The organism is Streptomyces sp. NPDC092369 (genome assembly GCF_044755245.1).
In the GTDB taxonomy this organism is placed as follows: Bacteria; Actinomycetota; Actinomycetes; order Streptomycetales; family Streptomycetaceae; genus Streptomyces.
This window is the reverse complement of record NZ_JBIVQP010000005.1, coordinates 311,496-335,314: the sequence shown is the minus strand read 5'-3', so window position 1 is coordinate 335,314 and position 23,819 is coordinate 311,496. Positions and strand designations below refer to the sequence as shown.

At 69.5% G+C, this 23,819-nt stretch carries 24 protein-coding genes and 1 tRNA gene; 9 read left to right on the top strand and 16 right to left on the bottom strand.

Annotated features, from left to right (window positions below; genetic code table 11):
* Positions 1–19 precede the first annotated feature (19 nt).
* Genes ACIQI8_RS29855 through ACIQI8_RS29845 form a run of 3 tightly spaced genes read right to left on the bottom strand, consistent with a single transcriptional unit; the run spans position 20 to position 2,849 of the window.
* Positions 20–787: a TrmH family RNA methyltransferase gene (locus ACIQI8_RS29855; RefSeq protein WP_402356800.1), complete on the bottom strand. Its 768-nt coding sequence runs from the start codon at positions 785–787 to the stop codon at positions 20–22.
* The gene (locus ACIQI8_RS29850; protein ID WP_402356797.1) at positions 784–2,028 is read right to left on the bottom strand and encodes an HTTM domain-containing protein; all 1,245 of its coding nucleotides are present in this window, start codon (positions 2,026–2,028) and stop codon (positions 784–786) included. Before ACIQI8_RS29850 ends, ACIQI8_RS29855 begins: the two co-directional genes overlap by 4 nt.
* Entirely contained in the window at positions 2,025–2,849 is an 825-nt protein-coding gene (locus tag ACIQI8_RS29845) for a DUF5819 family protein (RefSeq protein WP_402356794.1), read from the bottom strand. The genes ACIQI8_RS29850 and ACIQI8_RS29845 overlap by 4 nt, the downstream gene beginning before the upstream one ends.
* A 279-nt stretch (positions 2,850–3,128) precedes the next feature.
* Here ACIQI8_RS29845 and ACIQI8_RS29840 point away from each other — a divergent pair, with 279 nt between their 5' ends.
* A complete protein-coding gene (locus tag ACIQI8_RS29840) occupies positions 3,129–4,262 on the top strand; it encodes an acyl-CoA dehydrogenase family protein (protein ID WP_402356791.1) in 1,134 nt (377 codons plus the stop codon).
* 24 nt (positions 4,263–4,286) lie between these two features.
* On the opposite strand, the gene ACIQI8_RS29835 is transcribed toward ACIQI8_RS29840, so the two are convergent.
* From ACIQI8_RS29835 to ACIQI8_RS29815, 5 genes are all read right to left on the bottom strand, one after another.
* Positions 4,287–4,616 carry a rhodanese-like domain-containing protein gene (locus ACIQI8_RS29835; RefSeq protein ID WP_402357937.1) on the bottom strand — a complete coding sequence of 110 codons (330 nt, stop codon included), beginning with the start codon at positions 4,614–4,616 and terminating at the stop codon, positions 4,287–4,289.
* A 92-nt stretch (positions 4,617–4,708) separates the two neighbouring features.
* Positions 4,709–5,554 carry a hypothetical protein gene (locus tag ACIQI8_RS29830; protein ID WP_402356788.1) on the bottom strand — a complete coding sequence of 282 codons (846 nt, stop codon included), beginning with the start codon at positions 5,552–5,554 and terminating at the stop codon, positions 4,709–4,711.
* Positions 5,555–5,646: 92 nt separating this feature from the next.
* Positions 5,647–6,147: a hypothetical protein gene (locus ACIQI8_RS29825; protein WP_402356785.1), complete on the bottom strand. Its 501-nt coding sequence runs from the start codon at positions 6,145–6,147 to the stop codon at positions 5,647–5,649.
* Between the two features lie 58 nt (positions 6,148–6,205).
* Positions 6,206–7,648 (bottom strand): DUF2252 domain-containing protein, encoded by a 1,443-nt coding sequence (locus ACIQI8_RS29820; RefSeq protein ID WP_402357934.1) that lies wholly within the window; start codon positions 7,646–7,648, stop codon positions 6,206–6,208.
* A 214-nt stretch (positions 7,649–7,862) separates the two neighbouring features.
* The gene (locus ACIQI8_RS29815; protein WP_402356782.1) at positions 7,863–8,225 is read right to left on the bottom strand and encodes a winged helix-turn-helix transcriptional regulator; all 363 of its coding nucleotides are present in this window, start codon (positions 8,223–8,225) and stop codon (positions 7,863–7,865) included.
* Between the two features lie 100 nt (positions 8,226–8,325).
* On the opposite strand from ACIQI8_RS29815, the gene ACIQI8_RS29810 reads away from it, so the two are divergent.
* Positions 8,326–8,979 (top strand): FMN-dependent NADH-azoreductase, encoded by a 654-nt coding sequence (locus tag ACIQI8_RS29810; protein ID WP_402356779.1) that lies wholly within the window; start codon positions 8,326–8,328, stop codon positions 8,977–8,979.
* 111 nt (positions 8,980–9,090) lie between these two features.
* On the opposite strand, the gene ACIQI8_RS29805 is transcribed toward ACIQI8_RS29810, so the two are convergent.
* Positions 9,091–9,177, bottom strand: a tRNA-Leu gene (locus tag ACIQI8_RS29805).
* Between the two features lie 525 nt (positions 9,178–9,702).
* Between ACIQI8_RS29805 and ACIQI8_RS29800 the strand changes: the two genes are divergently transcribed.
* From ACIQI8_RS29800 to pknB, 6 genes are all read left to right on the top strand, one after another.
* Positions 9,703–10,578, top strand: coding sequence for a DUF3662 and FHA domain-containing protein (locus ACIQI8_RS29800; RefSeq protein WP_123998935.1), 876 nt, complete (start codon positions 9,703–9,705; stop codon positions 10,576–10,578).
* A 10-nt stretch (positions 10,579–10,588) separates the two neighbouring features.
* On the top strand, positions 10,589–11,101 hold the full coding sequence (locus tag ACIQI8_RS29795; protein ID WP_123998936.1) for an FHA domain-containing protein: 513 nt from the start codon (positions 10,589–10,591) through the stop codon (positions 11,099–11,101).
* A gap of 91 nt (positions 11,102–11,192) precedes the next feature.
* On the top strand, positions 11,193–12,755 hold the full coding sequence (locus ACIQI8_RS29790) for a Stp1/IreP family PP2C-type Ser/Thr phosphatase (protein WP_402357931.1): 1,563 nt from the start codon (positions 11,193–11,195) through the stop codon (positions 12,753–12,755).
* 28 nt (positions 12,756–12,783) lie between these two features.
* Positions 12,784–14,226 carry an FtsW/RodA/SpoVE family cell cycle protein gene (locus ACIQI8_RS29785; protein ID WP_402356775.1) on the top strand — a complete coding sequence of 481 codons (1,443 nt, stop codon included), beginning with the start codon at positions 12,784–12,786 and terminating at the stop codon, positions 14,224–14,226.
* On the top strand, positions 14,223–15,713 hold the full coding sequence (locus tag ACIQI8_RS29780) for a peptidoglycan D,D-transpeptidase FtsI family protein (RefSeq protein WP_402356773.1): 1,491 nt from the start codon (positions 14,223–14,225) through the stop codon (positions 15,711–15,713). Before ACIQI8_RS29785 ends, ACIQI8_RS29780 begins: the two co-directional genes overlap by 4 nt.
* Positions 15,714–15,882: 169 nt before the next feature.
* Positions 15,883–17,892, top strand: coding sequence for a Stk1 family PASTA domain-containing Ser/Thr kinase (pknB, locus tag ACIQI8_RS29775; protein WP_402356770.1), 2,010 nt, complete (start codon positions 15,883–15,885; stop codon positions 17,890–17,892).
* Positions 17,893–18,000: 108 nt separating this feature from the next.
* Here the strand turns inward: pknB and ACIQI8_RS29770 are convergent, their stop codons facing one another.
* Genes ACIQI8_RS29770 through ACIQI8_RS29745 form a run of 6 tightly spaced genes read right to left on the bottom strand, consistent with a single transcriptional unit; the run spans position 18,001 to position 22,231 of the window.
* A complete protein-coding gene (locus ACIQI8_RS29770; protein ID WP_402356767.1) occupies positions 18,001–18,756 on the bottom strand; it encodes a class E sortase in 756 nt (251 codons plus the stop codon).
* Between the two features lie 6 nt (positions 18,757–18,762).
* Positions 18,763–19,872, bottom strand: a complete 1,110-nt coding sequence (locus ACIQI8_RS29765; protein WP_402356764.1) for a class E sortase — start codon at positions 19,870–19,872, stop codon at positions 18,763–18,765.
* Positions 19,869–20,507, bottom strand: coding sequence for an aminodeoxychorismate/anthranilate synthase component II (locus ACIQI8_RS29760; protein ID WP_402356761.1), 639 nt, complete (start codon positions 20,505–20,507; stop codon positions 19,869–19,871). Before ACIQI8_RS29760 ends, ACIQI8_RS29765 begins: the two co-directional genes overlap by 4 nt.
* Complete coding sequence (locus ACIQI8_RS29755; RefSeq protein ID WP_185146162.1) at positions 20,504–20,701, bottom strand: hypothetical protein; 198 nt, start codon at positions 20,699–20,701, stop codon at positions 20,504–20,506. Before ACIQI8_RS29755 ends, ACIQI8_RS29760 begins: the two co-directional genes overlap by 4 nt.
* Before the next feature lie 16 nt (positions 20,702–20,717).
* Positions 20,718–21,416, bottom strand: a complete 699-nt coding sequence (locus tag ACIQI8_RS29750) for a class E sortase (protein ID WP_402356758.1) — start codon at positions 21,414–21,416, stop codon at positions 20,718–20,720.
* 23 nt (positions 21,417–21,439) lie between these two features.
* Positions 21,440–22,231 (bottom strand): DUF881 domain-containing protein, encoded by a 792-nt coding sequence (locus ACIQI8_RS29745; RefSeq protein WP_123998945.1) that lies wholly within the window; start codon positions 22,229–22,231, stop codon positions 21,440–21,442.
* A 142-nt stretch (positions 22,232–22,373) separates the two neighbouring features.
* Here ACIQI8_RS29745 and crgA point away from each other — a divergent pair, with 142 nt between their 5' ends.
* A complete protein-coding gene (gene crgA, locus ACIQI8_RS29740; protein ID WP_123998946.1) occupies positions 22,374–22,628 on the top strand; it encodes a cell division protein CrgA in 255 nt (84 codons plus the stop codon).
* 257 nt (positions 22,629–22,885) lie between these two features.
* Here the strand turns inward: crgA and ACIQI8_RS29735 are convergent, their stop codons facing one another.
* Complete coding sequence (locus ACIQI8_RS29735; RefSeq protein ID WP_402356755.1) at positions 22,886–23,776, bottom strand: rhomboid family intramembrane serine protease; 891 nt, start codon at positions 23,774–23,776, stop codon at positions 22,886–22,888.
* Positions 23,777–23,819: the final 43 nt, after the last annotated feature.

The following is a 23,819-nucleotide window of genomic DNA, read 5'->3' as shown; positions in this document are numbered from 1 at the left end:
CGCGCAGTTCCCCGCGCCCCTAAAGGGGCGCTTCCGTGGACGTGCTCCAGTGGTACAAGGTCATCGCCACGCTCGTCGCCAAGTTGTAGCTGGAAACCTGCGGACGCATCGGCAGGGACAGCAAATGGTCGGCACGTGCGCGTAGTTCGGGCGAGAGCCCGGCGCGCTCGGAGCCGAAGGCCAGGACGGCGTCGTCCGGGAGCTTGCTGCCCCGGATGTCGTCGCCCTCGGGGTCCAGGGCGAACAGGGGGCCCGGCGGCAGTTCGTCGACCGGCAGGTGCTCCACCGTGGTCGCGAAGTGCAGGCCCGCGCCCGCACGCACCACCGTCGGGTGCCACGGGTCGAGTGTGCCGGTGGTGACCACGCCGGTCGCGCCGAAGCCGGCGGCCAGACGGATGACGGCGCCCGCGTTGCCGAGGTTGCGCGGGTTGTCGAGAACCACGACGGGCGTGGTCCGGGGCAGATGCGCCAGCTTCTCCAGCGCGGCCTCGCGAGACGGTCGTACGGCCAACGCGGCGACCTCTGTCGGATGCGGGCGCGGCACGAGGTTCGCGTAGGTGCCCGGTGCCACCTCCGTCAGGAGGCCGGCCAGTGCGTCCCGTACGTCCGGGGCCAGGTCGTCGGCGAGGGCCAGTGCGGCCGCCGGATCCACCGCCACCGCCACCGGGATGTCCGCCCCGAAGCGCACCGCGTGCTTGAGGGCGTGGAAGCCGTCGAGCAGGACGGAGCTGTCGGCCAGCCGGTGCCAGGTGCTGAGCGGGTCGGGGCCGGGGGCGGGGACGGTCATGGCGTGAAGCCTACGGGCGCGTGCTCGGGGTTCTCCGGGTCCGAGGTTTCCGGGGTCTGCGAGGCGCGGGGCGCCGGCAGCCGCGTACGAGCGCGGTCGGCTCGGGCGAGGACGGCGTCACGCGCGCGTGCCGCCCAGCCGCCCGTGCGGCGCAGGAACGTCGTCGGCAGGAAGACCGCGTCCGCCGCGATCATCGCCAGCGAGAAGAACGGCAGCCCCAGGACCACGGCGATCACGGCGTGCTCGAACATCATCGCGGCCAGCAGGACGTTCTTGACCCGCCGGTTGAACAGCGTGAAGGGGAACGCGACCTGCACGATGACGGTCCCGTACGTCACGAGCATCACCATCGTGCCGCTGGAGGAGAGCAGGTCGGCGAGCGCGGGCCAGGGCGAGAAGTAGTCCAGGTGGAGCGGGTAGTAGACGGCGGTGCCGTCCTGCCAGCGCGAGCCCTGGATCTTGTACCAGCCGGCCGTCGCGTAGATCAGACACGCCTCGGCCATGATCACGAACAGCCCCGCATTGTGCACGATGTTGCCGATCACGTCGAGCAGGATCCGCGGCTCGCTGCCCTTCGCCAGCCGCCCGACGGCCCACCACACGCCGAGTGCCGACCACATGCCCCACAGGATCACCGGCACGGTCGGGTCGACGCCGTCCAGGCGCCCTCCGGCGGTCACCGCGACCAGCGCGAAGCCGAGCACCGACCACAGGACGGGACCGGTCCGGTCCGTGACGTGCTCGCCACGTGCGCGTGCCTCGTCCGCGCGCCGCGCCCGCCGGGCGTCCAGCGACCACACCTGGCCGCAGCGCGTGAAGACGAGGTAGATCGACATCAGGTGCAGGACGTTGTCACCGCCGTCGCCCATGAAGACGCTGCGGTTCTGCAGCGAGAGCACACCGAGCATGAACAGCACGGACATCGTGCGGGTGCGCCAGCCAAGCAGCAGCAGCGCACCGGTCAGCACGGCGAGCGCGTAGACGATCTCGAACCAGGTCTGCCCGTCCGACCACATCAGCGCCGTGAACGCGTGGTTGTTGGCGATCAGCTGCTGGGCGAGGTCCCAGCTCCATGGGCTGTCGGGACCGTACAGCTCCTGCCGGTGCGGCAACTCGCGCAGCAGGAACAGCAGCCAGGTCGCGCTGAACCCGATACGGACCACCGCGGCCTGGTACGGGCCGAGCGCCGACTCGGTGATCCGGGCGATGGCCGCGGAGACCGACAGGGCGAAACGGTTCACGCGGCGCCTCCAGCGCTGTCGGCGGCGGTGACCGTCCACCAGGGCAGCACGCGGTACATCGGCGTGTCCGAGATCTTCTCGTCACTCCACTTCGGCGCGGACACGTTGGTGGTACGGGCCCTGACCTGCACGTTCTTTATGACCCCGTCCCGCCCGGCCGCGTCCTCACGGTCCAGGCGCAGCACCACGATGCGCCGCAGATACGTCTCGGACAGGGCGCCGCGCAGGCCCGTGGAGCGGTTCTCGCCGTCGTGGGTGGAGGCGAAGAAGTCCCAGGCCCGGCGCAGTTCGTTCTGGTCGGTGTGGCTGGGCAGCAGATTGCCGTCTATGGCCCGGCCGTCCTCGGCCGACAGGTCGTACCAGCCCGTGGTGTTCACCTCGCCGTCGTCGGTGTGCACCTCGGCACGGACCTGGACGGCGATGTTCTGCTGCAGCGGATTGGGCGCGAAGAGCTTCCAGTTCTGCTCGAACTCGGGATACACCCAGTCGTCTATCGCGTTGCCGTGCTGCTTGGTGACCGTGTTCGACGGCGCGACGTGCAGAAAGACCAGGACCAGATGCACGCAGACGGTCACGGCGACGACGGCGAGCGCGAGCGCCGCGGCGACCTGATAGCGCGGGGAGAGCGCGGCCACGCCGGTCCGGGGGTCGGGGGCGGGGGGCAGGAAGGCGGGGGGTGCGGCTGAAGTCGGCACCGGCGCGGTCGGCTCTGCCGGCGCGACGGCAGGAGGCGCGTCGGCAGCAGGAGTCCCCGCCTCGTCCGGACCGCCCGGCCCGTCCGGCTCCGGCCGGGCGTCCGAGTCCGTGTCGTACGCGTCCATTCCACCCCGTTTCCCGATCCCGGTCCATCCGCTCCAGCGCGTGCGCACGGGAACGGTACTCAGCCCCGCCCGCCCGGCACAGCCCTTCTCGAACGCATGGTCGTGCCGGTGGTCCACAGCGACTGACACCTTACGGGTCACAGGCGCCCATGAATTCAGGACAAACCGGACGATCGGTCGGGGCGCATTCCGGGGCCGTCCTCGACCATTCCCTTCTTCTAGAACCTGTTCTATCTTGACGCACCGTCAGATCGACTCAGCCGCCGAGAGGACCGGACCGTGGACTTCACCTTCACCGAGGAGCAGCAGGCGGCGGCAGAGGCGGCGCGAGGCGTGTTCGCCGGGGTCGCCCCCGACGCGGTGCCGAGTCCGGCGCTCGTGGCGGGCGCCGTCGCCGACGACTTCGACCGCGCGCTGTGGGCCACGCTCGCCGAGGCGGACCTGCTGAGCCTGCTGCTGGACGCGCGGTACGGCGGGGCCGGCCTGGACGCGATCGCGCTGTGCCAGGTGCTGCGCGAGTCGGCGAAGGTGCTGGCCAGGGTGCCGTTGCTGGAGAGCAGCGCGGCCGCGGCTGCCGTACAGGCGTACGGCGACGAGGAGTTGAGGTCGGCCCTGCTCGCGCCTGCGGGCCGCGGCGACCGGGTGCTGACCGTCGCCTCCAGCGGACGTACCGGCCACGACGGGGCCGAACTCGCCGTGACCGCCCGGCGGGACGGCGACGCCTGGATCCTGGACGGGGTGCAGACGGCGGTGCCGTGGGCCCAGGTCGCCGACCACATCCTCGTCCCCGCGCACACGGCCACGGACCGGTCGGTGCTCGCGGTGGTCCCCCGCGTCCACGAGGGCGTCGGACTGGGCGAGCAGTTCTCCACCAACGGTGAGCGGCTCGGTGAACTGCGCCTCGAATCCGCCCGGATCGCCGCCCGTGACGTCATCGACGCCGACGGCGCGTGGGAGTGGCTGCGGGAGCTGCTGACCACCGGGACGTGCGCGCTGGCGCTCGGTCTTGGCGAGCGGGTGCTGCGCATGACCAGCGAATACACCGGCAAGCGGGAGCAGTTCGGGTTCCCGGTCGCCACCTTCCAGGCGGTGGCCGTGCAGGCCGCGGACCGGTACATCGACCTGCGCGCGATGGAGGCCACGCTGTGGCAGGCCGCGTGGCGGGTCACCTCGGGGGCGCCGGGCGCGCTGCCGGTCGCCGGTGACGTGGCCGTCGCCAAGATCTGGGCCTCGGAGGGCGTACGACGGATCGTGCAGACGGCACAGCATCTGCACGGCGGGTTCGGGGCCGACGTCGAGTACCCGCTGCACCGGTACCACGCCTGGGCCAAGCACCTGGAACTCTCGCTCGGCCCCGCGGCGGCGCACGAGGAGGCCCTGGGCGACCTGCTGGCGGCCCACCCGCTCAGCTGACCCCGCCCCGACTGCCTGAGCCGTCTAGAGGACGAACCCGGTCCCACCCTCGTCCGTCACGACGGGTCGGCCCGCCGCGGCCCACACCTGCATGCCGCCGTCGACGTTCACGGCGTCGATGCCCTGCTGGACCAGATACGTCGTGACCTGCGCCGAACGCCCGCCGGAACGGCAGATCACATTGACCCTGCCGTCCTGCGGCGCGGCCTCGGTCAGCTCGCCGTACCGGGCCACGAACTCACTGATGGGGATGTGCAGGGCACCTTCCGCGTGCCCCGCCTGCCACTCGTCGTCCTCACGGACGTCCAGCAGGAAGTCGCCGTCCTTGAGATCCCCGACCTCGACCGTGGGCACACCAGCTCCAAAATGCATGCCCCGACGCTACCCGACGCACCCGACACCATGCCGGGCCGGTGGCTTCGCCGGCTATCGGACCAGGCCGGTGGCTAGCCGACCAGCTCCGCCAGTTCCCGCTCGCGCTCCGCGACCTGCGCCAGCAGTTGCTCGGCGATCTCGTCCAGCAGGTGGTCCGGGTCGTCGGGCGCCATCCGCAGCATCGAGCCGATCGGCCCGTCCTCCAGCTCCTTGGCCACCAGTGCGAGGAGTTCCTTGCGGCGGGCGAGCCATTCCAGGCGGGCGTAGAGCTCCTCGCTGGGGCTCGGGCCGCGCTGCTCGGGCTCGGGTCCCTTGGCCCACTCCTCGGCCAGCTCGCGCAGCAGCAGCTCGTCACCGCGGGCGTAGGCGGCGTTGACGCGGGTGATGAACTCCTCGCGCCGGGCCCGCTCGGACTCCTCCGTCGACAGGTCGGGATGGGCCTTGCGGGCCAGTTCGCGGTAGAGCTTGCGGGCCTCGTCGCTGGGGCGCACCCGCTGCGGGGGCCGCACCGGCTGGTCCGTGAGCATCGCGGCCGCCTCCGGGAACAGTCCGTCCCCGTCCATCCAGCCGTTGAACAGCTCCTCGACGCCGGGCATCGGCATCACCCGGGCCCGCGCCTCGTCCGCCTTGCGCCGGTCCTCGGGGTCGCCGCTGCGCGCGGCCCTGGCCTCGGCGATCTCCGCGTCCAGCTCGTCGAGGCGGGTGTACATCGGCCCGAGCTTCTGGTGGTGCAGCCGGGAGAAGTTCTCGACCTCGATACGGAAGGTCTCGACCGCGATCTCGTACTCGATCAATGCCTGTTCGGCGGCCCGCACGGCCCGCTCCAGCCGCTCCTCGGGCCGCGGCGTACCGTCCTCGGGCACCGCCTGCGCCCCACCGGCGGCACCGGCACCCTGCTCAGCGTCTGGGCTCGTCACCCGCTCAGCCTAGGCCACGCACGGGCCGCCCACGGCGCCCCATCACCACGGGCCCTCACCACGACCGTCCGGCGGCCCTGCGGTCCCCGCTCTCAGCGCACGCCACCACTCCCCGAGCCCGAACCCGAGTCGTCTCCCGAGCAGCCCGCCTCCACCCACTCCGCCGCCAGGTCCCGGCAGGCGACCACCAGCGTGCCCGGGCGGCAGGCGATCTCGTGGGTGCAGCCCTCGGGATGCGGCAGGAGTTCGTCGAGGATCACGTCACCCAGGGCCGAGACGTCGCAGAAGCCCAGGACGTCCACCTGGAAGCGCGAGACGCCCGCGTACCGCACAAGGAGGTCCTCCTCGTGCTGCCCGCAGTCGTGGCCGAAGCGGATCTCGATCTCGTCGTCGCCGGTCCGGCGCACCGCCCGCGGCTTGAGATCCTTCACGCACCGCCGGCTGGCGAGGTCGTAGTGCCCGGGGTCGGTGGCGAACGCGCGTGCCCCCGGCGGCAGTTGGTCGGCGAGTGCCGGCAGGCGCGCCAGATAGGGCCGCGGGTCGACGACTCCGCTCGCCTCACCCTCCCGCCCGTCGAGGTCGACGTACTTCACCCAACGCTCCTCACATACGTCACTGCCCTCAGACCCCCGTCCCTGAGACGTCCATGCCTCAGACCCCCATCTCCGCCGGTACCTTCCCCGCCCGCACGGCGGCGACCAGGTCGGCGTGGTCGGCCTCCGTGCGGTCGGCATAGGCGACGGCGAAGTCGGCCAGCGCGTCGTCCAGCTCCTCGCTCTTGCCGCAGTACCCGGAGATCAGGCGCGGGTCGGCGCTGTGGGAGTGGGCGCGGGCCAGCAGGGCGCCGGTCATGCGGCCGTAGTCGTCGATCTGGTCGGCGGCGAGGGCCGCGGGGTCGACGCTGCCCTTGCGATTGCGGAACTGCCGTACCTGGAAGGGCAGTCCGTCGACCGTCGTCCAACCCAGCAGGATGTCGCTGACGACCTGCATGCGCTTCTGGCCCAGGACCACGCGCCGGCCCTCGTGGTCAACGTCGGGTGTCTCGAACCCGGCCGCCACCAGGTGCGGCACCAGCACGGACGGGCGGGCCTCCTTGACCTGGAGCACCAGCGGTTCGCCCCGGTGGTCCAGGAGCAGCACCACGTACGAGCGCGTGCCCACGCTGCCCGTGCCGACGACCCGGAACGCCACGTCGTGCACCGCGTGCCGGGACAGCAGCGGGAGGCGGTCCTCGGAGAGCGTGTTGAGGTAGTGCTCCAGCGACGAGGCGACCGCGGCGGCCTCCTCGTCCGGCACGCGCCGCAGCACGGGCGGGGACTCCACGAAACGGCGGCCGCCGTCCTCGGTGCGCTCCGTCGACTTCGCCGCGAACCGCCCGCTGGTGTTGCCCCGCGCCTTCTCGGAGACTCGCTCCAGGGTGCCGACCAGGTCGTGGGCGTCGGTGTGGGAGACGAGCTCCTCGTCCGCGATGGCGTTCCACGCGTCCAGCACCGGGAGTCTGGCCAGCAGGCGCATGGTGCGGCGGTAGGCGCCGACCGCGCCGTGGGCCGCCTTGCGGCAGGTGTCCTCGTCGGCGCCGGCCTCCCGGCCCGCGAGCACCAGTGAGGCGGCGAGCCGCTTGAGGTCCCACTCCCAGGGGCCCTCGACCGTCTCGTCGAAGTCGTTCAGGTCGATGACGAGGTCGCCGCGCGCGTCCCCGTACAGGCCGAAGTTGGCCGCGTGCGCGTCGCCGCAGATCTGGGCGCGGATCCTCGTCATGGGCGTCCGGGCGAGGTCGTAGGCCATGAGCCCCGCCGAGCCGCGCAGGAAGGCGAAGGGTGTCGCCGCCATCCGGCCGGCCCGTATCGGTGTGAGCCCGGGGATGCGGCCGCGGTTGGACTCCTCGACGGCGGCGACCGCGGTGGGCCGGGAGCCGTCCAGGTCGAAGGCCGCGTGCGAGCCGCGCGGGACCACCTTGCGCAGCGCCTTGCCCTCGTCCTTGGGCGAGCCCTCGGCGCGCCCGTGGGCGAACCCCGGCACCCGCGGCAGCCTGCGCGCCGCGGCGCGCGGCACCACGACGACGACCGTCGGCTCCACAGCCGCGGCCGGTTCCACAGCCGCGGCCGGTTCCACAGCAGCCGCCGGCGCCTCGGCTCCCGCCGTGTCCGCCGTCACCGCTCCGTTTTCGGTCACACCGACCGCCTCCCCCGCACGCACACGAACATCAACTCGTGCAGACCGTACAGCCGGTGGCCGAAACGCGTCAGACCCTGTGGACAACTCCACGCCTGTGGAAAACCGGACAACGGTCGGCGCCTGCGGACACCGGTCAGCAGTCCGGCGGCGATGCCGCTTCGGGCAGGTGCACCTTCGCCCACTCCCCGAGCTCCTTGAGCGCGGGCTCCAGCGCGTACCCGGCCGGCGTCAGCCGGTAGGAGACACGCAGCGGCGGGCCCTCGTCCACCTCGCGCACCAGCAGGCCCGCGGCGCCGAGTTCGGTGAGCCGGTCGGAGAGCATGCGCTCGCTGATGCCGGGGATGGCGCGGCGCAGGTCGGTGAAGTACGCCGGTCCGCCGGTCAGGACGGCCACGATCGGGCCGGTCCAGCGCTTTCCGAGCAGCTGGAAGACGCGCGTGATGCCGCCGTCGACCCGCTTGCACGCACCCAGATCGTGATCCTGCTCGACCGCCATGCCCCCAGGGTACTGCCCCGTCATGAGGTGATGAAAAAAAGTAAGCACCTGTGTTATCTATAGTCCTGTACGAATTTCCATCAGCTTACGGGAGCACCCCATGCCCACACTCCTGCACATCGACTCCTCCGTGTTTCCGGCCGACGCCTCCGCGTCCCGCGCCGTCACCGACGCCTTCCGCAAGGCCTGGGAGGAGCAGCACCCGGAGGGCACGGTGATCCACCACGACCTCTCCGTGGACCCGGTGCCGCACATCACCGCCGATTCGCACACCGCCGGCTTCGCGGACCCGGCCACGCACACTCCCGAGCAGGCCGCTGCGTTCGCCGCGCGGCTGCGGCTGATCGAGGAGTTGGAGGAGGCGGACGCGGTGCTGATCGGCGCCCCGATGTACAACTACTCGATCCCCTCGACCCTCAAGGCCTGGCTGGACAACGTGATCCTGATGGGCCGCACCGCGCAGGCCGAGGACTCGAAGATCGCCGGCACCCCGGTCACCGTGGTCGCCAGCCGCGGCGGCTCCTACGCCCCCGGCACCCCGCGCGAGGGCAACGAGTACGTACAGAACTACCTGTCGGCGGTCCTCACCGGAACGCTCGCTCTGGACGTCGAATTCATCGTCCCGGAGCTGACCATGGCCCCCCACGTCCCGGCGATGGCCGAACTGGTCCCCCTCTACGAGGCCTCGCGCGAGCGCGCTCTGGAGGAGGCCGCCACCAGGGCCAAGGCGGTCGCCGAACGCCTCGCCGCGTAACGCCCGCCGGGCGGTGGCGAAGCCGTGTGATTGTCCTCACCAGGTAATACGGCTCACACCGCCCCGGACAACGCGAAGGCCCCCAAGTCGTGAGACTTGGGGGCCTTCGTCTGGTGCGCGAGGGGGGAGTTGAACCCCCACGCCCTTTCGGGCACTGGAACCTGAATCCAGCGCGTCTGCCTATTCCGCCACCCGCGCATTGGGTGTGTCATCGGGCTTGTCCCCCTTGGGGGCCGGCGCCTTCCGACATGCAGAAGATTAGCACGGGGGTCGGGGTGGGTTCACATCCCTTATCCGGGGGCAGCCGACGACCAGGGCAGTCGTCGAAGCACCGCCGGATGGCCACCGGACGGAGCCGTCGACGAGTGATCCAAAAGTTCCCTGGCTCCGTATCAATGTGCAGCGGTTCACGTATCAACCTCGTACCGGTCCGGCCCGTCTGTCCAGGAGCCGGGACGGGCGCACAGTCAGGTGCGGGACACTGGTCTGCGGCCGCCTCTACGATCCTTGCCAGAGGACGCGAAGAGGAGTGCGCGGGAGGAGTTCGCCAGGGGAGTGCACCGCAGGAGTTCGAAACCGGGCTCCGCAGGGAACTTCGCAGGCGTCGACACCCGTCGACAGGGCCGACAGGGGGAACCAGCCGATTCAGCGGCGCGTGGATACGATCAGTAAGCAGTACCAAGTACGCAGTGCCCAGGACGGCAGATACGGAGGAGGTGCCCCATGGGAGTCCTGAAGAAGTTCGAGCAACGCCTCGAAGGTCTGGTCAACGGCACCTTCGCCAAGGTGTTCAAGTCCGAGGTGCAGCCGGTGGAGATCGCGGGCGCGCTGCAGCGCGAGTGCGACAACAACGCGACCATCTGGAACCGCGACCGGACCGTGGTACCCAACGACTTCATCGTGGAGCTGAGCACGCCGGACTTCGAGCGGCTCAGCCCCTACTCCGGCCAGCTCGGCGACGAACTGGCCGGCATGGTGCGCGACTACGCCAAGCAGCAGCGCTACACCTTCATGGGACCGATCAAGGTCAACCTGGAGAAGGCCGACGACCTCGACACGGGTCTGTACCGGGTGCGCAGCCGCACCCTCGCCTCCTCCAGCAACCAGCAGGCCCCCGGGGGTGCCCCTCCGGCGGCTCCGCCGGCCGGCGGCAGGCCCGGCGGCGGCTACGGCTACCCGCCGGCCGCCGCACCCGCGGCCGCCCCGCCCATGCCCGCCGCACCGCCGCCCGGCGGCGCGCGCCCCGGTGGGTACGGCTCCCCGCAGCAGGCCCCGCGCGCGGGCGGCGGCCCGGTCGGCGCTCCGGCGCCCGGCTCCCGTACCCGCCACTGGATCGAGATCAACGGCACCCGCCATCAGATCTCCCGCGCGACGCTGGTGCTGGGCCGCAGCACCGAGGCCGACGTGCGGATCGACGACCCCGGCGTGTCCCGCCGGCACTGCGAGATCCGGACCGGATCGCCCTCGACCGTCCAGGATCTCGGGTCCACCAACGGCATCGTGGTGGACGGGCAGCACACCACCCGCGCTACGCTCCGCGACGGCTCGCGGATCGTCGTGGGCCAGACCACCATCGTTTACCGGCAAGCCGAAGGGTGAAGCGGGGGCAATGTCAGAGCTGACCCTGACGGTCATGCGGCTAGGTTTTCTGGCCGTTCTATGGCTGTTCGTGATCGTGGCCGTGCAGGTCATCCGCAGCGACCTGTTCGGAACGCGGGTCACCCAGCGCGGGTCCCGCCGGGAGGCGGGACGCCAGCAGCAGCCCGCCCGCCAGCAGGCCGCGCCCCCACCGCAGCGCCAGCAGGCAGGCGGCCGCCAGCGGCGCAACGCACCGACCAAGCTCGTGGTGAGCGAGGGCATCCTCACCGGCACCACCGTCGCGCTGCAGGGCCAGACCATCACCCTGGGCCGGGCGCACGACAGCACGATCGTGCTGGACGACGACTACGCCTCCAGCCGCCATGCCAGGATCTATCCGGACCGCGACGGCCAGTGGATCGTCGAGGACCTGGGCTCCACCAACGGCACGTATCTCGACCGGAGCCGGCTGACGACCCCCACGCCGATTCCGCTGGGCGCGCCGATCCGCATCGGCAAGACCGTCATCGAGCTGCGGAAGTAGATACGACAATGAGCGAGCGGAGCGAGCACGCAGCGGCGGCCCCCACCACGGGCCCCGGCGCGCTCCCGACCGGAGGGTGGGCACCGTGCGGATGTACCCGGAGCCGACGGGCGAGGTGCGCATGAGTCTGTCACTGCGCTTCGCCGCCGGATCGCACAAAGGCATGATCCGGGAGGGCAACGAGGACTCCGGATACGCCGGTCCGCGCCTGCTCGCCATCGCCGACGGCATGGGCGGCGCCGCCGCCGGTGAGGTCGCCTCCTCCGAGGCGATCTCCGTCATCGTGGCGCTCGACGACGACGTACCGGGCTCCGACATCCTCACCTCCCTCGGCACCGCCGTGCAGCGGGCCAACGACCAGCTGCGCATGATGGTCGAGGAGGACCCCCAGCTGGAGGGCATGGGCACCACGCTCACCGCCCTGCTGTGGACCGGCCAGCGGCTTGGCCTCGTCCACGTCGGCGACTCGCGCGCGTACCTGCTGCGCGACGGTGTGCTGACCCAGATCACGCAGGACCACACCTGGGTGCAGCGCCTCGTCGACGAGGGCCGGATCACCGAGGAGGAGGCCACCACCCACCCGCAGCGCTCCCTGCTGATGCGCGCGCTGGGCAGTGGCGACCATGTCGAGCCCGACCTCTCCATCCGTGAAGTCCGGGCCGGCGACCGCTACTTGATCTGCTCCGACGGTCTGTCAGGGGTGGTGTCCCACCAGACCCTGGAGGACACCCTCGCCAGCTACCAGGGCCCCCAGGAGACCGTGCAGGAGCTGATCCAGCTCGCGCTGCGCGGCGGCGGCCCCGACAACATCACGGTGATCATCGCCGACGTCCTCGACCTCGACACCGGGGACACCCTCGCCGGGCAGCTCTCCGACACCCCGGTCGTGGTCGGCGCGGTCGCCGAGAACCAGCAGCAGCACCAGCAGCACGACAACGGCATCATGCAGACCCCGGCCGGCCGCGCCTCCGGGCTCGGCCGCCAGGGTCACGGCCAGGGCGGGGGCGGCGAGTTCGGCCCGCCCGGCTCCGGCGACACCACCGGTTACGTGCCCGCGGGCAACTTCGGCGACTACTCCGACGAGGACTTCGTCAAGCCCGGCAAGGGCCGCAAGTGGCTCAAGAGATCCTTCTACAGCGTGCTCGCGCTCGCCGTCATCGGCGGTGGCCTGTACGGCGGTTACCGCTGGACGCAGAACCAGTACTACGTCGGCACCAAGGGCGAGCACGTCGCGCTGTACCGGGGCATCAGCCAGGACCTGGCCTGGGTGTCGCTCTCGAAGGTCCAGAAGGACCACCCCGAGATCGAACTCAAGTACCTGCCGCCCTACCAGCAGAAGCAGGTCAAGGCCACGATCGCCGAGGGCGGGCTGAAGGACGCCCAGTCGAAGGTCGCCGAGCTCTCCGTGCAGGCCTCCGCCTGCAAGAAGGAGTCCGAGCGCGAGGCCGCCGAGAGCGAGAACAGCTCGAAGACCGGTACGGGCGAGGCGGGTGGGACCACGGGAACCACGAAGACCTCACTCACGTCCAAGGCCACGCCGAGCCCCTCGACCTCACCGAACCCGTCCACATCAGCGACCGCCCCGACCCCCAGCCCCGGCCCCAGCCTCTCGGAGGAGGAGCAGAAGGTCGTCTCGCTGTGCGGTAAGCAGTAGGGCAAGCCGTGAGAGGCCCCGTCACACGATGAGCAGTACTACCAACACACCGACGCACCACACGTCCACGATCGGCGCGATCGGCGCACCGAGCAGACGCAACACCGAGCTCGCCATGCTCGTGTTCGCCGTCGTCATCCCGGTCTTCGCCTACGCCAACGTGGGCCTGGCCATCGACGACCAGGTGCCGGCGGGCCTGCTGAGCTATGGGCTGGGTCTGGGTCTGCTGGCCACCGTCGGTCATCTGGCCGTACGCAAGTTCGCCCCGTACGCGGATCCCCTGCTGCTGCCGCTGGCCACGCTCCTCAACGGGCTCGGACTCGTCGTCATCTGGCGCCTGGACCAGTCGAAGCTGCTGCAGTCGCTGCCCAACTACGTCCAGGCCGCGCCCCGCCAGCTGCTGTACACCGCGATGGGCATCGCCCTGTTCGTCGTCGTACTGATCTTCCTGAAGGACCACCGCGTCCTGCAGCGCTACACCTACATCTCCATGTTCGCCGCCCTGGTCCTGCTCCTGCTGCCGTTGGTGCCCGGACTGGGGGCCAACATCTACGGCGCGAAGATCTGGATCCGGGTACCGGGCCTCGGCTCCCTCCAGCCCGGCGAGTTCGCGAAGATCCTCCTCGCCGTCTTCTTCGCCGGCTACCTCATGGTGAAGCGTGACGCCCTGGCCCTCGCCAGTCGCCGCTTCATGGGCCTGTACCTGCCCCGCGGCCGCGACCTCGGTCCCATCCTGGTCGTCTGGGGAATCTCGATCCTCATCCTGGTCTTCGAGACCGACCTCGGTACCTCGCTGCTGTTCTTCGGAATGTTCGTCATCATGCTGTACGTCGCCACCGAGCGGACCAGCTGGATCGTCTTCGGTCTGCTGATGTCGGCGGCCGGCGCGGTCGGCGTGGCCAGCTTCGAGCCGCATGTGCAGCAGCGTGTCCAGGCGTGGCTCGACCCGATGAAGGAGTACAAGCTCAGCCAGGCGGGCGTGGTCGGCCACTCCGAGCAGTCGATGCAGGCGCTGTGGGCCTTCGGCTCCGGCGGCACCCTTGGCAGCGGCCTCGGTCAGGGCCACTCCGATCTGATCCGGTTCGCCGCCAACTCCGACTTCGTCCTCGCCACCTTTGGTGAGGAACTCGGCCTGGCCGGCATCATGGCGATCCTGCTGATCTACGGCCTGATCGTGGAACGGGGTGTACGGACCGCGCTCGCCGCCCGAGACCCGTTCGGCAAGTTGCTCGCTGTCGGTCTCTCCGGCGCCTTCGCCCTCCAGGTCTTCGTGGTGGCCGGCGGTGTCATGGGTCTCATCCCGCTCACCGGTATGACCATGCCGTTCCTGGCCTACGGCGGATCCTCCGTTCTTGCCAACTGGGCGCTGATCGGCATCCTCATCCGCATCAGCGACACCGCCCGCCGCCCGGCGCCCGCACCCGCCGGCAACCCCGACGCCGAGATGACCCAGGTGGTCCGCCCGTCATGAACAAGCCCCTGCGCCGGATCGCGATCTTCTGCGGCCTGCTCGTCCTCGCGCTGCTCGTCCGCGACAACTGGCTCCAGTACGTCAAGGCCGACAGCCTCAAGGACGACCCGAAGAACCGCCGTGTCACCATCGCGCGCTACTCCACCCCGCGAGGCGACATCATCGTCGACGGCAACCCGATCACCGGCTCCACCAAGACCAGCAAGTCGGGGCTCAACGACCTTGAGTACAAGCGCACTTACAAGGACGGCCCCATGTGGGCGCCGGTCACCGGGTACGCCTCCCAGGCCTTCGGCGCCAACCAGTTGGAGTCCATCGAGGACGGCATCCTCACCGGCGACGACGACCGGCTCTTCTTCCGCAACACCCTGGACATGATCACGGGCAAGGAGAAGGCGGGCGGCAACGTCGTCACCACGCTGAACGGCGCCGCCCAGAAGGCCGCCTACGACGGTCTGAAGAAGCAGGGCGGCAAGGGCGCGGTCGCCGCGCTCGACCCGGCCACCGGCAAGATCCTGGCGCTGGCCTCGTACCCCTCGTACGACCCGTCGTCGTTCGCCGGGAACTCCACGGACGTGGACTCCAAGAACTGGACCAAGCTCCAGAAGAAGAACAACCCCGACGACCCGATGCTCAACCGCGCGCTGCGCGAGACCTACCCGCCGGGCTCCACCTTCAAGGTGGTCACCGCCGCCGCCGCGCTGGAGAACGGCCTGTACAAGACGGCCGACGAGAAGACCGACTCGCCGCTGCCCTACATCATGAAGGGCACCACGACCGAGCTGAAGAACGAGGGGAACATCCCTTGTAAGAACGCGACGATGCGGGAGGCCCTCCGGGTGTCCTGCAACACCGTGTTCGGCAAGATCGGCTCCGACCTCGGCAACGACAAGATGCTGGCGGAGGCGAAGAAGTTCGGCTTCGACCAGGAGCAGTTCACGCCGGTCCGCTCCAGCGCCCCGGTCTTCTCCGACGACATGAACTCCTCGCAGACCGCGCTGTCCTCGATCGGCCAGTTCAACACCGCCGCGACCCCGCTGCAGATGGCCATGGTCGCCTCCGCGGTCGCCAACAACGGCAAGCTGATGAAGCCGTACATGGTCGACAAGCTCCAGTCCTCCAACGTCGACACGATCGAGCAGACCGACCCGGAGGAGCTGAGCCAGCCCCTGTCGTCGGAGAACGCGCAGATCCTGCAGTCGATGATGGAGACGGTCGTCAAGACCGGCACCGGCACGAACGCGCAGATCGGCGACGGCGTGACGGTCGGCGGCAAGACCGGTACCGCCCAGCACGGCGTGGAGAACAGCGAGAACCCCTACGCGTGGTTCATCTCCTACGCCAAGCTCGGCGACGGCAGCACGCCGGTCGCCGTCGCGGTCGTGATCGAGGACGACAAGGCCGTCCGTGACGACATCTCCGGCGGCGGCCTCGCGGCGCCGATCGCGAAGAGCGTGATGGAGGCGGTCATCAACTCCAAGAAGTGACGCCGCTCACCTCCCCTTCACATCGGTGCACGTTGCGATACCGGTCCTGTATCGGGTGACGGGCTTGGCCAGATCACACAAAGCCAGCCGGGTACGGTAGGCCCGGACGGCAGCCTCCGACCGCACAGCCGTGCCGGTCGGGACCGACGGAGAGGGCTGGTAGGGAACTATGGAAGAGCCGCGTCGCCTAGGCGGCCGGTACGAGCTGGGCCAGGTGCTCGGTCGTGGTGGCATGGCGGAGGTCTACCTCGCCCATGACACCCGCCTCGGCCGCACCGTGGCGGTGAAGACGCTACGCGCCGACCTCGCGCGCGACCCGTCCTTCCAGGCCCGCTTCCGCCGGGAGGCCCAGTCGGCCGCCTCGCTCAACCATCCCGCGATCGTCGCGGTCTACGACACGGGCGAGGACTACATCGACGGGGTCTCGATCCCGTACATCGTGATGGAGTACGTCGACGGGTCCACGCTGCGCGAGCTGCTGCACTCGGGCCGCAGGCTGCTGCCCGAGCGCACCCTGGAGATGACCATCGGGATCCTCCAGGCCCTGGAGTACTCCCACCGCGCCGGCATCGTCCACCGCGACATCAAGCCCGCCAACGTCATGCTCACCCGCAATGGCCAGGTCAAGGTCATGGACTTCGGCATCGCCCGCGCGATGGGCGACTCCGGCATGACGATGACGCAGACGTCCGCGGTGATAGGTACGGCTCAGTACCTCTCGCCGGAGCAGGCCAAGGGCGAGCAGGTCGACGCCCGCTCGGACCTCTACTCCACGGGCTGTCTGCTCTACGAACTCCTCACGGTCCGCCCGCCGTTCGTGGGCGACTCCCCGGTCGCGGTCGCGTACCAGCATGTGCGCGAGGAGCCGCAGCCGCCGTCGGTCTTCGACCCCGAGATCACGCCCGAGATGGACGCGATCGTCCTCAAGGCACTGGTCAAGGACCCGAACTACCGCTACCAGTCGGCCGACGAGATGCGCATGGACATCGAGGCCTGCCTCGACGGCCAGCCGGTCGCGGCCACGGCGGCGATGGGTTCGGTGGGCTACGGCGGTTACGGCGACGACCAGGCGACCACGGCGCTGCGTGCCCAGGACGCCGGCGCGACGTCGATGCTGCCGCCGATGAACCCGGACGACGGCGGCTACGGCTACGACGACCGTCCGGACCGGCGCCGCCAGAAGAAGTCGAACACCTCGACGATCCTGCTGGTCGTGGCGGGCGTTCTGGTGCTGGTGGGCGCGATCCTGATCGGCAAGTGGGCGTTCGGCGGGAACTCCGTCGGCAACGACGAGGTGGCCGTGCCGAACCTCGTGAGCCTGTCCCAACCGGACGCCGAGAAACAGCTGACCAACAGCGAGCTGAAACTAGGGGACGTCACCAAGAAGCCCTGCGCCGACCAGGCCAAGGGCACTGTCTGCTCCTCGAGCCCGGCGAGCGGAACCAACATCAAGAAGGGCACCGCGGTCGACCTCGTGGTCTCGACGGGCGCCCCGAAGGTCGCGGTACCGAGCGTCCTCGGCAAGAGCCTCGACGAGGCGACGGAGATCCTTGAGGGCGACGACTACAAGTTCGTCGTCAAGACCAAGACACGGATCTCCACGGAGGACCCGAACACGGTCCTGGAACAGAACCCGGGGCTCGGCAAGGAAGTCGAGAAGGGCTCCCCGATCACGCTGACGATCGCGAAGGCCGAGGCGACGGTCCCGGTACCGGACGTCGCCAACAGGTCCTGTGAGGATGCCAAGGCGCAGCTGCAGGCCAGCAACCTGGCCGGAAACTGCACCGACGTGGAGACCGACGACAACTCCAAGGTCGGCAAGGTCATCGCCACCGACCCGCAGGCGGGCACCCAGGTCAAGAAGAACAGCCAGGTGTCCATCCAGATCGGCAAGGCCAAGCAGCCGGAACAGGTCCAGATCCCGCAGATCCAGGGCCAGACCCTCGCGACCGCCCGCCAGGCACTGCAGAACGCCGGCCTCCAGGTCGGTGACATCAATGGCTCGAACGACGACAACGCGATCGTCGTCGGGTCGGACCCGGGCCAGGGCAACACGGTCGACAAGGGCAGCAGGGTCAACCTGACCACGCTCGGCGGAAACGGCAACAACGGCGGAAACGACGGCGGAACCAACTTCTTCGGCGGGGTGACGGGAACCGCGTACCGCACCGAGGAGTAGGTGACCTCATCAGAAGAGCCCCCGACGTCCGCACCGGACGCCGGGGGCTCTTTCGTGTCCGGCACGATCAGGCCGGGACCACACTCACCAGTTGCGTCGGCGGAGCAGTCAGCGCAGTTCCTTCGGCGGAGTGCGCTTGTTGTCCACCTTCTCCACCCGCACCAACTCGCCCCACACCACGTACCGGTACCGCGAGGTGTACACCGGCGTGCACGTCGTCAGGGTGATGTAGTGCCCGGCTTTCTTCTTGCCGGATTCCTTGGGGATCTGGGACAGGACCTGGACGTTGTACTTCGAGGTCTCCGGGAGGGTGGCGTAGACCTTGTAGACGTACCACTTGTCCTTCGTCTCGAAGACGATCGGGTCGCCCTTGCCCAGCTTGTCGATGTTGTGGAACTTCGCGCCGTGGCCGTCGCGGTGGGCGGCGAGGGTGAAGTTGCCCTTCTTGTTCGACGTGGGGAGCGTGGCCTTGGCGGGGTCCGTGTAGTAGCCGGCCACGCCGTTGTTGAGGATCTGCGTCGAGGTGCCCTTCTCCACCAGGACCTCGCCGTTCTTCATCGCGGGGACGTGCAGGAAGCCGATGCCGTTCTTGGTGTTGAGGGCGCCGGGGCCGGTCGCCTCCTGGGACCAGGTGTCGCGTACCTTGTCGGCCTCCTTGTCGGCCTTGCGGTCGGCGACGACGTTGGTCCACCACAGCGAGTAGACGACGAACAGGCCGAGCACCAGGCCGCCCGTGATGAGGAGTTCACCGAAGACGCTGACCGCTTGCGCGAGCGGGCCGGGCCCGCGGCGGGCCTCCGCCGGCGCGGGCGCATCCGTGTGCTCTTCGTGCTGTGTGCCGTCGGTGGTCGCTGCCACGTTCATCCGCCCCTACTCGACGAGCGCATCCGGCTTCCCCTTGCTGCGCGGCCGTTCCTCGACCATCTTGCCCCAGACGATCAACCGGTACTTGCTGGTGAACTCCGGCGTGCAGGTGGTGAGTGTGATGTAACGGCCGGGCGCCGTGAAACCCGATCCCTTCGGGACGGGGTCGATGACGCTCGTGTTGCTCGGCGCGGTCGACGGCAGCATCGAGGCGACCTTGTAGACGTAGTAGTCGTCCTGCGTCTCGACGACGACCTCGTCGCCCGACTTCAGGCGGTTGATGTACCGGAACGGCTCGCCGTGCGTGTTGCGGTGACCCGCGAGCGAGAAGTTGCCGGTCTTCGCCGACGGCATCGCCGTCTTCAAAGGACCCTCGCTGTAGTGACCGACCATGCCCTTGTCGAGCACCTTCTTGTTGCTGACGCCCTCGGCGATCGGCACCACGACGTCCAACTTGGGGATGTGGAGGATCGCGAAGCCCTGCCCCGGCTCGAAACTGCCCGGCGCCCGCTTGCCGCTGGCCCAGTCGTCCTGGAGGCTGCTCGTCTCCTTGTCCGCCTGCGCGTGCGCCCGGACGTTCGTCCACCACAGCTGGTAGCTGACGAACAACAGCATCAGCACGCCGGTGGTGATGAACACCTCGCCGATCGCCCGGCTGGCCATCACCGCCGCACCGGGCTTACGGGCCTTGGCCTGCCGGCGGGCCTCCATCCGGGACAGCGGGGCGCCCGAACTCCCCTCCGCGTACCCGGCGATGCCCGGGGACTCCGACGCCGAGGGCGAACCCCCGTGACGACCGTGTCCTCCGTGGCCCGCGTGGCCGCCGTGACCCCCATGGCCCCCGTGACGGCCCTTCGCGGCCTTTCTGCGGGCCGCCCGGCCACCCGGTGTGGTTCCTGTGGCAGATGTGGTCGCTGAGGCGGCAGACGGCGATATGAACCCGCCCGGCGGCGGTTCCGGTATCCGCAGCGCCACCGTCTCCTCGTCGATCGGCGGCTCGTACGCCTGCTCGGGCGCCTGCCGACCGACGGTCCAGTCCCCCAACGCCGAGGACGCCTCGTACGACTCCTGCCCGTACGAGGCGCCTGACTCGCGCTCGGGGCGCAGCGCGGTCACGCCGAGGCCCTGCCCACCACCGGGGCGAGCCCGGCCGACCTGGCCACCGCACCCTGGTCGCCGCACTCCACCAGCCAGTTGGCCAGCATCAGGTGGCCGTGCTCGGTGAGCACCGACTCGGGGTGGAACTGCACGCCCTCGACCGGGAGTTCGCGGTGCCGCAGCCCCATGACGATGCCGTCGTGGGTGCGTGCCGTGACCTCCAGCTCGGCCGGAACCGTCGACGGCTCGGCCGCGAGGGAGTGGTACCGGGTCGCCGTGAACGGCGTCGGCAGGCCCGCGAAGACCCCCTTGCCGCCGTGCTCGACCAGGGAGGTCTTGCCGTGCAGCAGCTCCGGCGCGCGGTCCACGACCCCGCCGTACGCCACCTGCATCGACTGCATGCCCAGGCAGACACCGAAGACCGGCACCCCGGTCGACGCGCAGTGCCGGACCATCTCGACGCAGACGCCGGCCTCCTCGGGCGTGCCGGGGCCCGGCGACAGGAGCACGCCGTGGAAGCCGTCCTGAGCGTGTGCGGTCGACACCTCGTCGTTGCGCAGCACCTCGCACTCGGCGCCCAGCTGGTACAGGTACTGGACCAGGTTGAAGACGAAGCTGTCGTAGTTGTCGACGACGAGAATCCGCGCTGTCACTGGTTGTCCACCGTCACATCGTTGAAGGGAAGCAGCGGTTCGGCCCACGGAAAGACGTACTGGAACAGGACGTAGACCACGACCATCGCCAGCACGAGCGAGATGAGCGCCTTCACCCATGCGTTGCCCGGCAGATGCCGCCAGATCCAGCCGTACATGCCGTCCCTTCCGTTCCACCACGGCACCAGACTCACGCCGTACCGCACCAGACTAACGGCGTAGAGCCCGTGGTCTCCCGGCCTCCACCGGCTGCGTGGAGTCCAGGTGCGCCCACACGATCAGCCGGTGACTGTGTCCCCACTCGGGATCGCACGTGGTCAACGTGAGATACCGGCCTTCACGCGTATACCCCGACTTACGCGGGAGAGGGTCGATCACCTCAACGTCCGTGGGGACGGTTTTGTAAGGCCCTTTGTCTATCCGATAGGTGAACCATGTCGTCCCGTCCGTCAGGACCACCGCGTCGCCCTCGCGCAGCCTGGGGAAGTCCTTGAAGGGATCCCCGTATGTCCGCCGATGCCCGGCGACGGCGAAATTGCCCTTCTGCCCGAGCTGGGCGGTGCCCCGGTAGTGACCGAGTCCCTTCTTGAGGGTGCTCACCGCTGTGTCTTCGAGCACGGGCTTGTTCCACGTGAAACCAAGCCGCGGGATGTACATGATCGCGAAAGGCCTGCCGGGGCTGTAGGCAGCGGGCGCCTTCGGACGCGCGGGCGCGGAGGCCGTGGGAGCCGCCGTGGTCCTGGGCTGTGCCGTCTGCTTCGCCCACTGTCCTTGCAGGACGTCGATCTGGTGGTTCATCGCGCCGTCCGCCCGGACCCCGGTCCAGAACAGTACGTAGACGACGAAGAGGACGATCAGCGCGCCGACCGTGATGCACAGTTCGCTGACGGTCCTGACGACAACGCGCACCGGCAGCTCCTGAACGGCTCAGTTCACCCCACGGGCTCGGCGTAGTGCAGATCCACTGTGCCCGAGTAGCCGGGCAGAGTCACCGTCCCGTCCTCGGTGACTTTCCAGCCGAGGCCGTAGACATTCACGTAGACCATGTAGTTCTGGATCGCCTTCGACGCGGACAGCGCCTGGTTCAGCTTGTCGGGGTCCCCGACCGCCGTGATCTTGTACGGCGGTGAGTAGACCCGGCCCTGGAGGATCAGGGTGTTGCCCACGCAGCGCACGGCGCTGGTGGAGATCAGCCGCTGGTCCATGACCTTGATGCCCTGGGCGCCGCCCTGCCACAGCGCGTTCACCACCGCCTGGAGGTCTTGCTGGTGGATGACCAGGTAGTCGGGCTGCGGCTCGGGATAGCCGGGGAGCTTGGCGGTGGCGTCCGGCGGGGCGTCGTTCAGCGTGACGGTCATCGCCTTGCCCGTCACCTTCTGGGTGCCCGCGCTCTTCTCCAGGCCGGCCAGTTTGTCGTCCTCGGCCTTGGTGCTGCCGTCGTCGCCCTCGGCGAGCGACTCGACGTCGTCGCGCAGCGAACCGTTGGACTCGTCCAGACCCTTGTTCTTGTGGCTGCGCTCCTGGATGAGGTCGGAGAGCTTCAGCAAGGACGCGTCCGTGCGGATGTTGGTGCCCTTGGCGGTGTCGAAGCTGGTGAAGAAGATGAGCCCCGCGAGGGCGAAGACGGCCACCGTGAGCACCCGCATCGGCCGCAGCCGACGACGCGCGGGTCCGGGGCCGGAACCCGTTGTACCCGTACCGGGGGAGTCGGCAGAATTGGTCAACGTACCCTTATCTCCTTCGGCGCCGCGGAAGCACTACGCTAACGGACGCCCGGGGGAGCACTAAGTGTCCCCTTGTACGCTGCCCCGGAGCCCGATCCAGTTACCTGCGCGGCCACGCAGCGCATCGACAGGAGAGACCCTCGTGCCGAAGTCACGTATCCGCAAGAAGGCCGACTACACGCCGCCACCGGCGAAGCAGGCGACCGCCATCAAACTGAACAGCCGTGCATGGGTGGCACCCGTGATGCTGGCCATGTTCCTCATCGGGCTGGCCTGGATCGTCGTCTTCTACGTGTCCGACGGGTCGATGCCCATCGACAGTCTGGACAACTGGAACATCGTGGTGGGCTTCGGCTTTATCGCCGCCGGATTCGGTGTCTCCACGCAGTGGAAGTAGCGGCCACCGCACGGTGAACGCAGCTCTGCCCACGGCTATCCGCTGAGTTATCCACAGCCGTTGTCCACATGGGGAAAAGAAAGACGATCTGTGGATAACCCATCGGGTGTTGACGCTGGTGTGACAGACCTACCGGCAACCGAAAACTCGTTCGCCCCCTGCCTGACCTGCATGAATGCCGGTCAGTAACAGGGGGCGACGCCGTTCCCCCACCGTGTGCACTAGATCCGCCACACGCTGTGGACAACGGTTCGGTATCAGGTGAGCTGTGCGGTCCTGATCAGGGTCATGGCGACCACGACGACGAGGACCACCGCGCACGTGCCGTACTGCACCAGGTTCCGCCGCTCGCGCGGGGCGTGGACCATCGCGTACCCGGTGATCACGCCGGCCACGAGGCCGCCGATGTGGGCCTGCCAGGCGATGTTGCTCCAGCCGAAGGTGAAGATGAGGTTGATCACCAGCAGGGCGATGACCGGGCGCATGTCGTAGTTGAGCCGGCGCATCAGGACCGCGGTGGCGCCGAAGAGCCCGAAGATCGCGCCCGAGGCGCCCAGCGACGGCTGGTTGGCGGCGGCGATCAGATACGTGAGCGCGCTGCCCGCCAGTCCGGAGACGAAGTAGAGGGCGAGATAGCGGACACGGCCGAGAGCCGCTTCCAGGGGACCGCCGATCCACCACAGGCTCAGCATGTTGAAGAGGATGTGGATGTAGCTGCCGTGCAGGAACATCGCCGTCAGCATCCGGTACCACTGGCCCTCGGCGATCCCCTCGACCGAGCCGAGGACGGGGACGTAGGCCTGGCCGAGCAGCTCGAAGCGGGTGTCGAAGCGGTCGCCGACGGAGAGCTGGACGAGGAAGACCGCGAGGTTCACGCCGACCAGGATCTTGGTGACCAGCCTCGGGTCGGCGGCGACCGCGCCGCCGGCGAGGGTACGGGGGCGGCTCGCGGCGGGGGCGTGGCCGGTGCCGGAGTCGCCGCGGGCGTCGTCGGGGCACTGGAAGCCGACGGACGCGTCGACCATGCACTCGGGGCAGATCGGACGGTCGCAGCGGGTGCAGCGGACACCGGTCTCGCGGTCCGGGTGGCGGTAGCAGCCGGGCAGGCGCGGGGCGTCCTGCGAGCTGTCTGCCGCTCGGTCGTCCATGGCATCCCCCAGGTCGTCGCGCACGGGGGCGGGCACAACGCAC

Excerpts from the sequence above, each read along its gene's own strand:
- ACIQI8_RS29855 (WP_402356800.1), bottom strand. The coding sequence starts at position 787 with ATGACCGTCCCCGCCCCCGGCCCCGACCCGCTCAGCACCTGGCACCGG.
- ACIQI8_RS29845 (WP_402356794.1), bottom strand. The coding sequence starts at position 2,849 with ATGGACGCGTACGACACGGACTCGGACGCCCGGCCGGAGCCGGACGGG.
- ACIQI8_RS29815 (WP_402356782.1), bottom strand. The coding sequence starts at position 8,225 with ATGGCGGTCGAGCAGGATCACGATCTGGGTGCGTGCAAGCGGGTCGAC.
- ACIQI8_RS29810 (WP_402356779.1), top strand. The coding sequence starts at position 8,326 with ATGCCCACACTCCTGCACATCGACTCCTCCGTGTTTCCGGCCGACGCC.
- ACIQI8_RS29800 (WP_123998935.1), top strand. The coding sequence starts at position 9,703 with ATGGGAGTCCTGAAGAAGTTCGAGCAACGCCTCGAAGGTCTGGTCAAC.
- ACIQI8_RS29795 (WP_123998936.1), top strand. The coding sequence starts at position 10,589 with ATGTCAGAGCTGACCCTGACGGTCATGCGGCTAGGTTTTCTGGCCGTT.
- ACIQI8_RS29790 (WP_402357931.1), top strand. The coding sequence starts at position 11,193 with ATGTACCCGGAGCCGACGGGCGAGGTGCGCATGAGTCTGTCACTGCGC.
- ACIQI8_RS29785 (WP_402356775.1), top strand. The coding sequence starts at position 12,784 with ATGAGCAGTACTACCAACACACCGACGCACCACACGTCCACGATCGGC.
- ACIQI8_RS29780 (WP_402356773.1), top strand. The coding sequence starts at position 14,223 with ATGAACAAGCCCCTGCGCCGGATCGCGATCTTCTGCGGCCTGCTCGTC.
- pknB (WP_402356770.1), top strand. The coding sequence starts at position 15,883 with ATGGAAGAGCCGCGTCGCCTAGGCGGCCGGTACGAGCTGGGCCAGGTG.
- ACIQI8_RS29770 (WP_402356767.1), bottom strand. The coding sequence starts at position 18,756 with ATGAACGTGGCAGCGACCACCGACGGCACACAGCACGAAGAGCACACG.
- ACIQI8_RS29735 (WP_402356755.1), bottom strand. The coding sequence starts at position 23,776 with ATGGACGACCGAGCGGCAGACAGCTCGCAGGACGCCCCGCGCCTGCCC.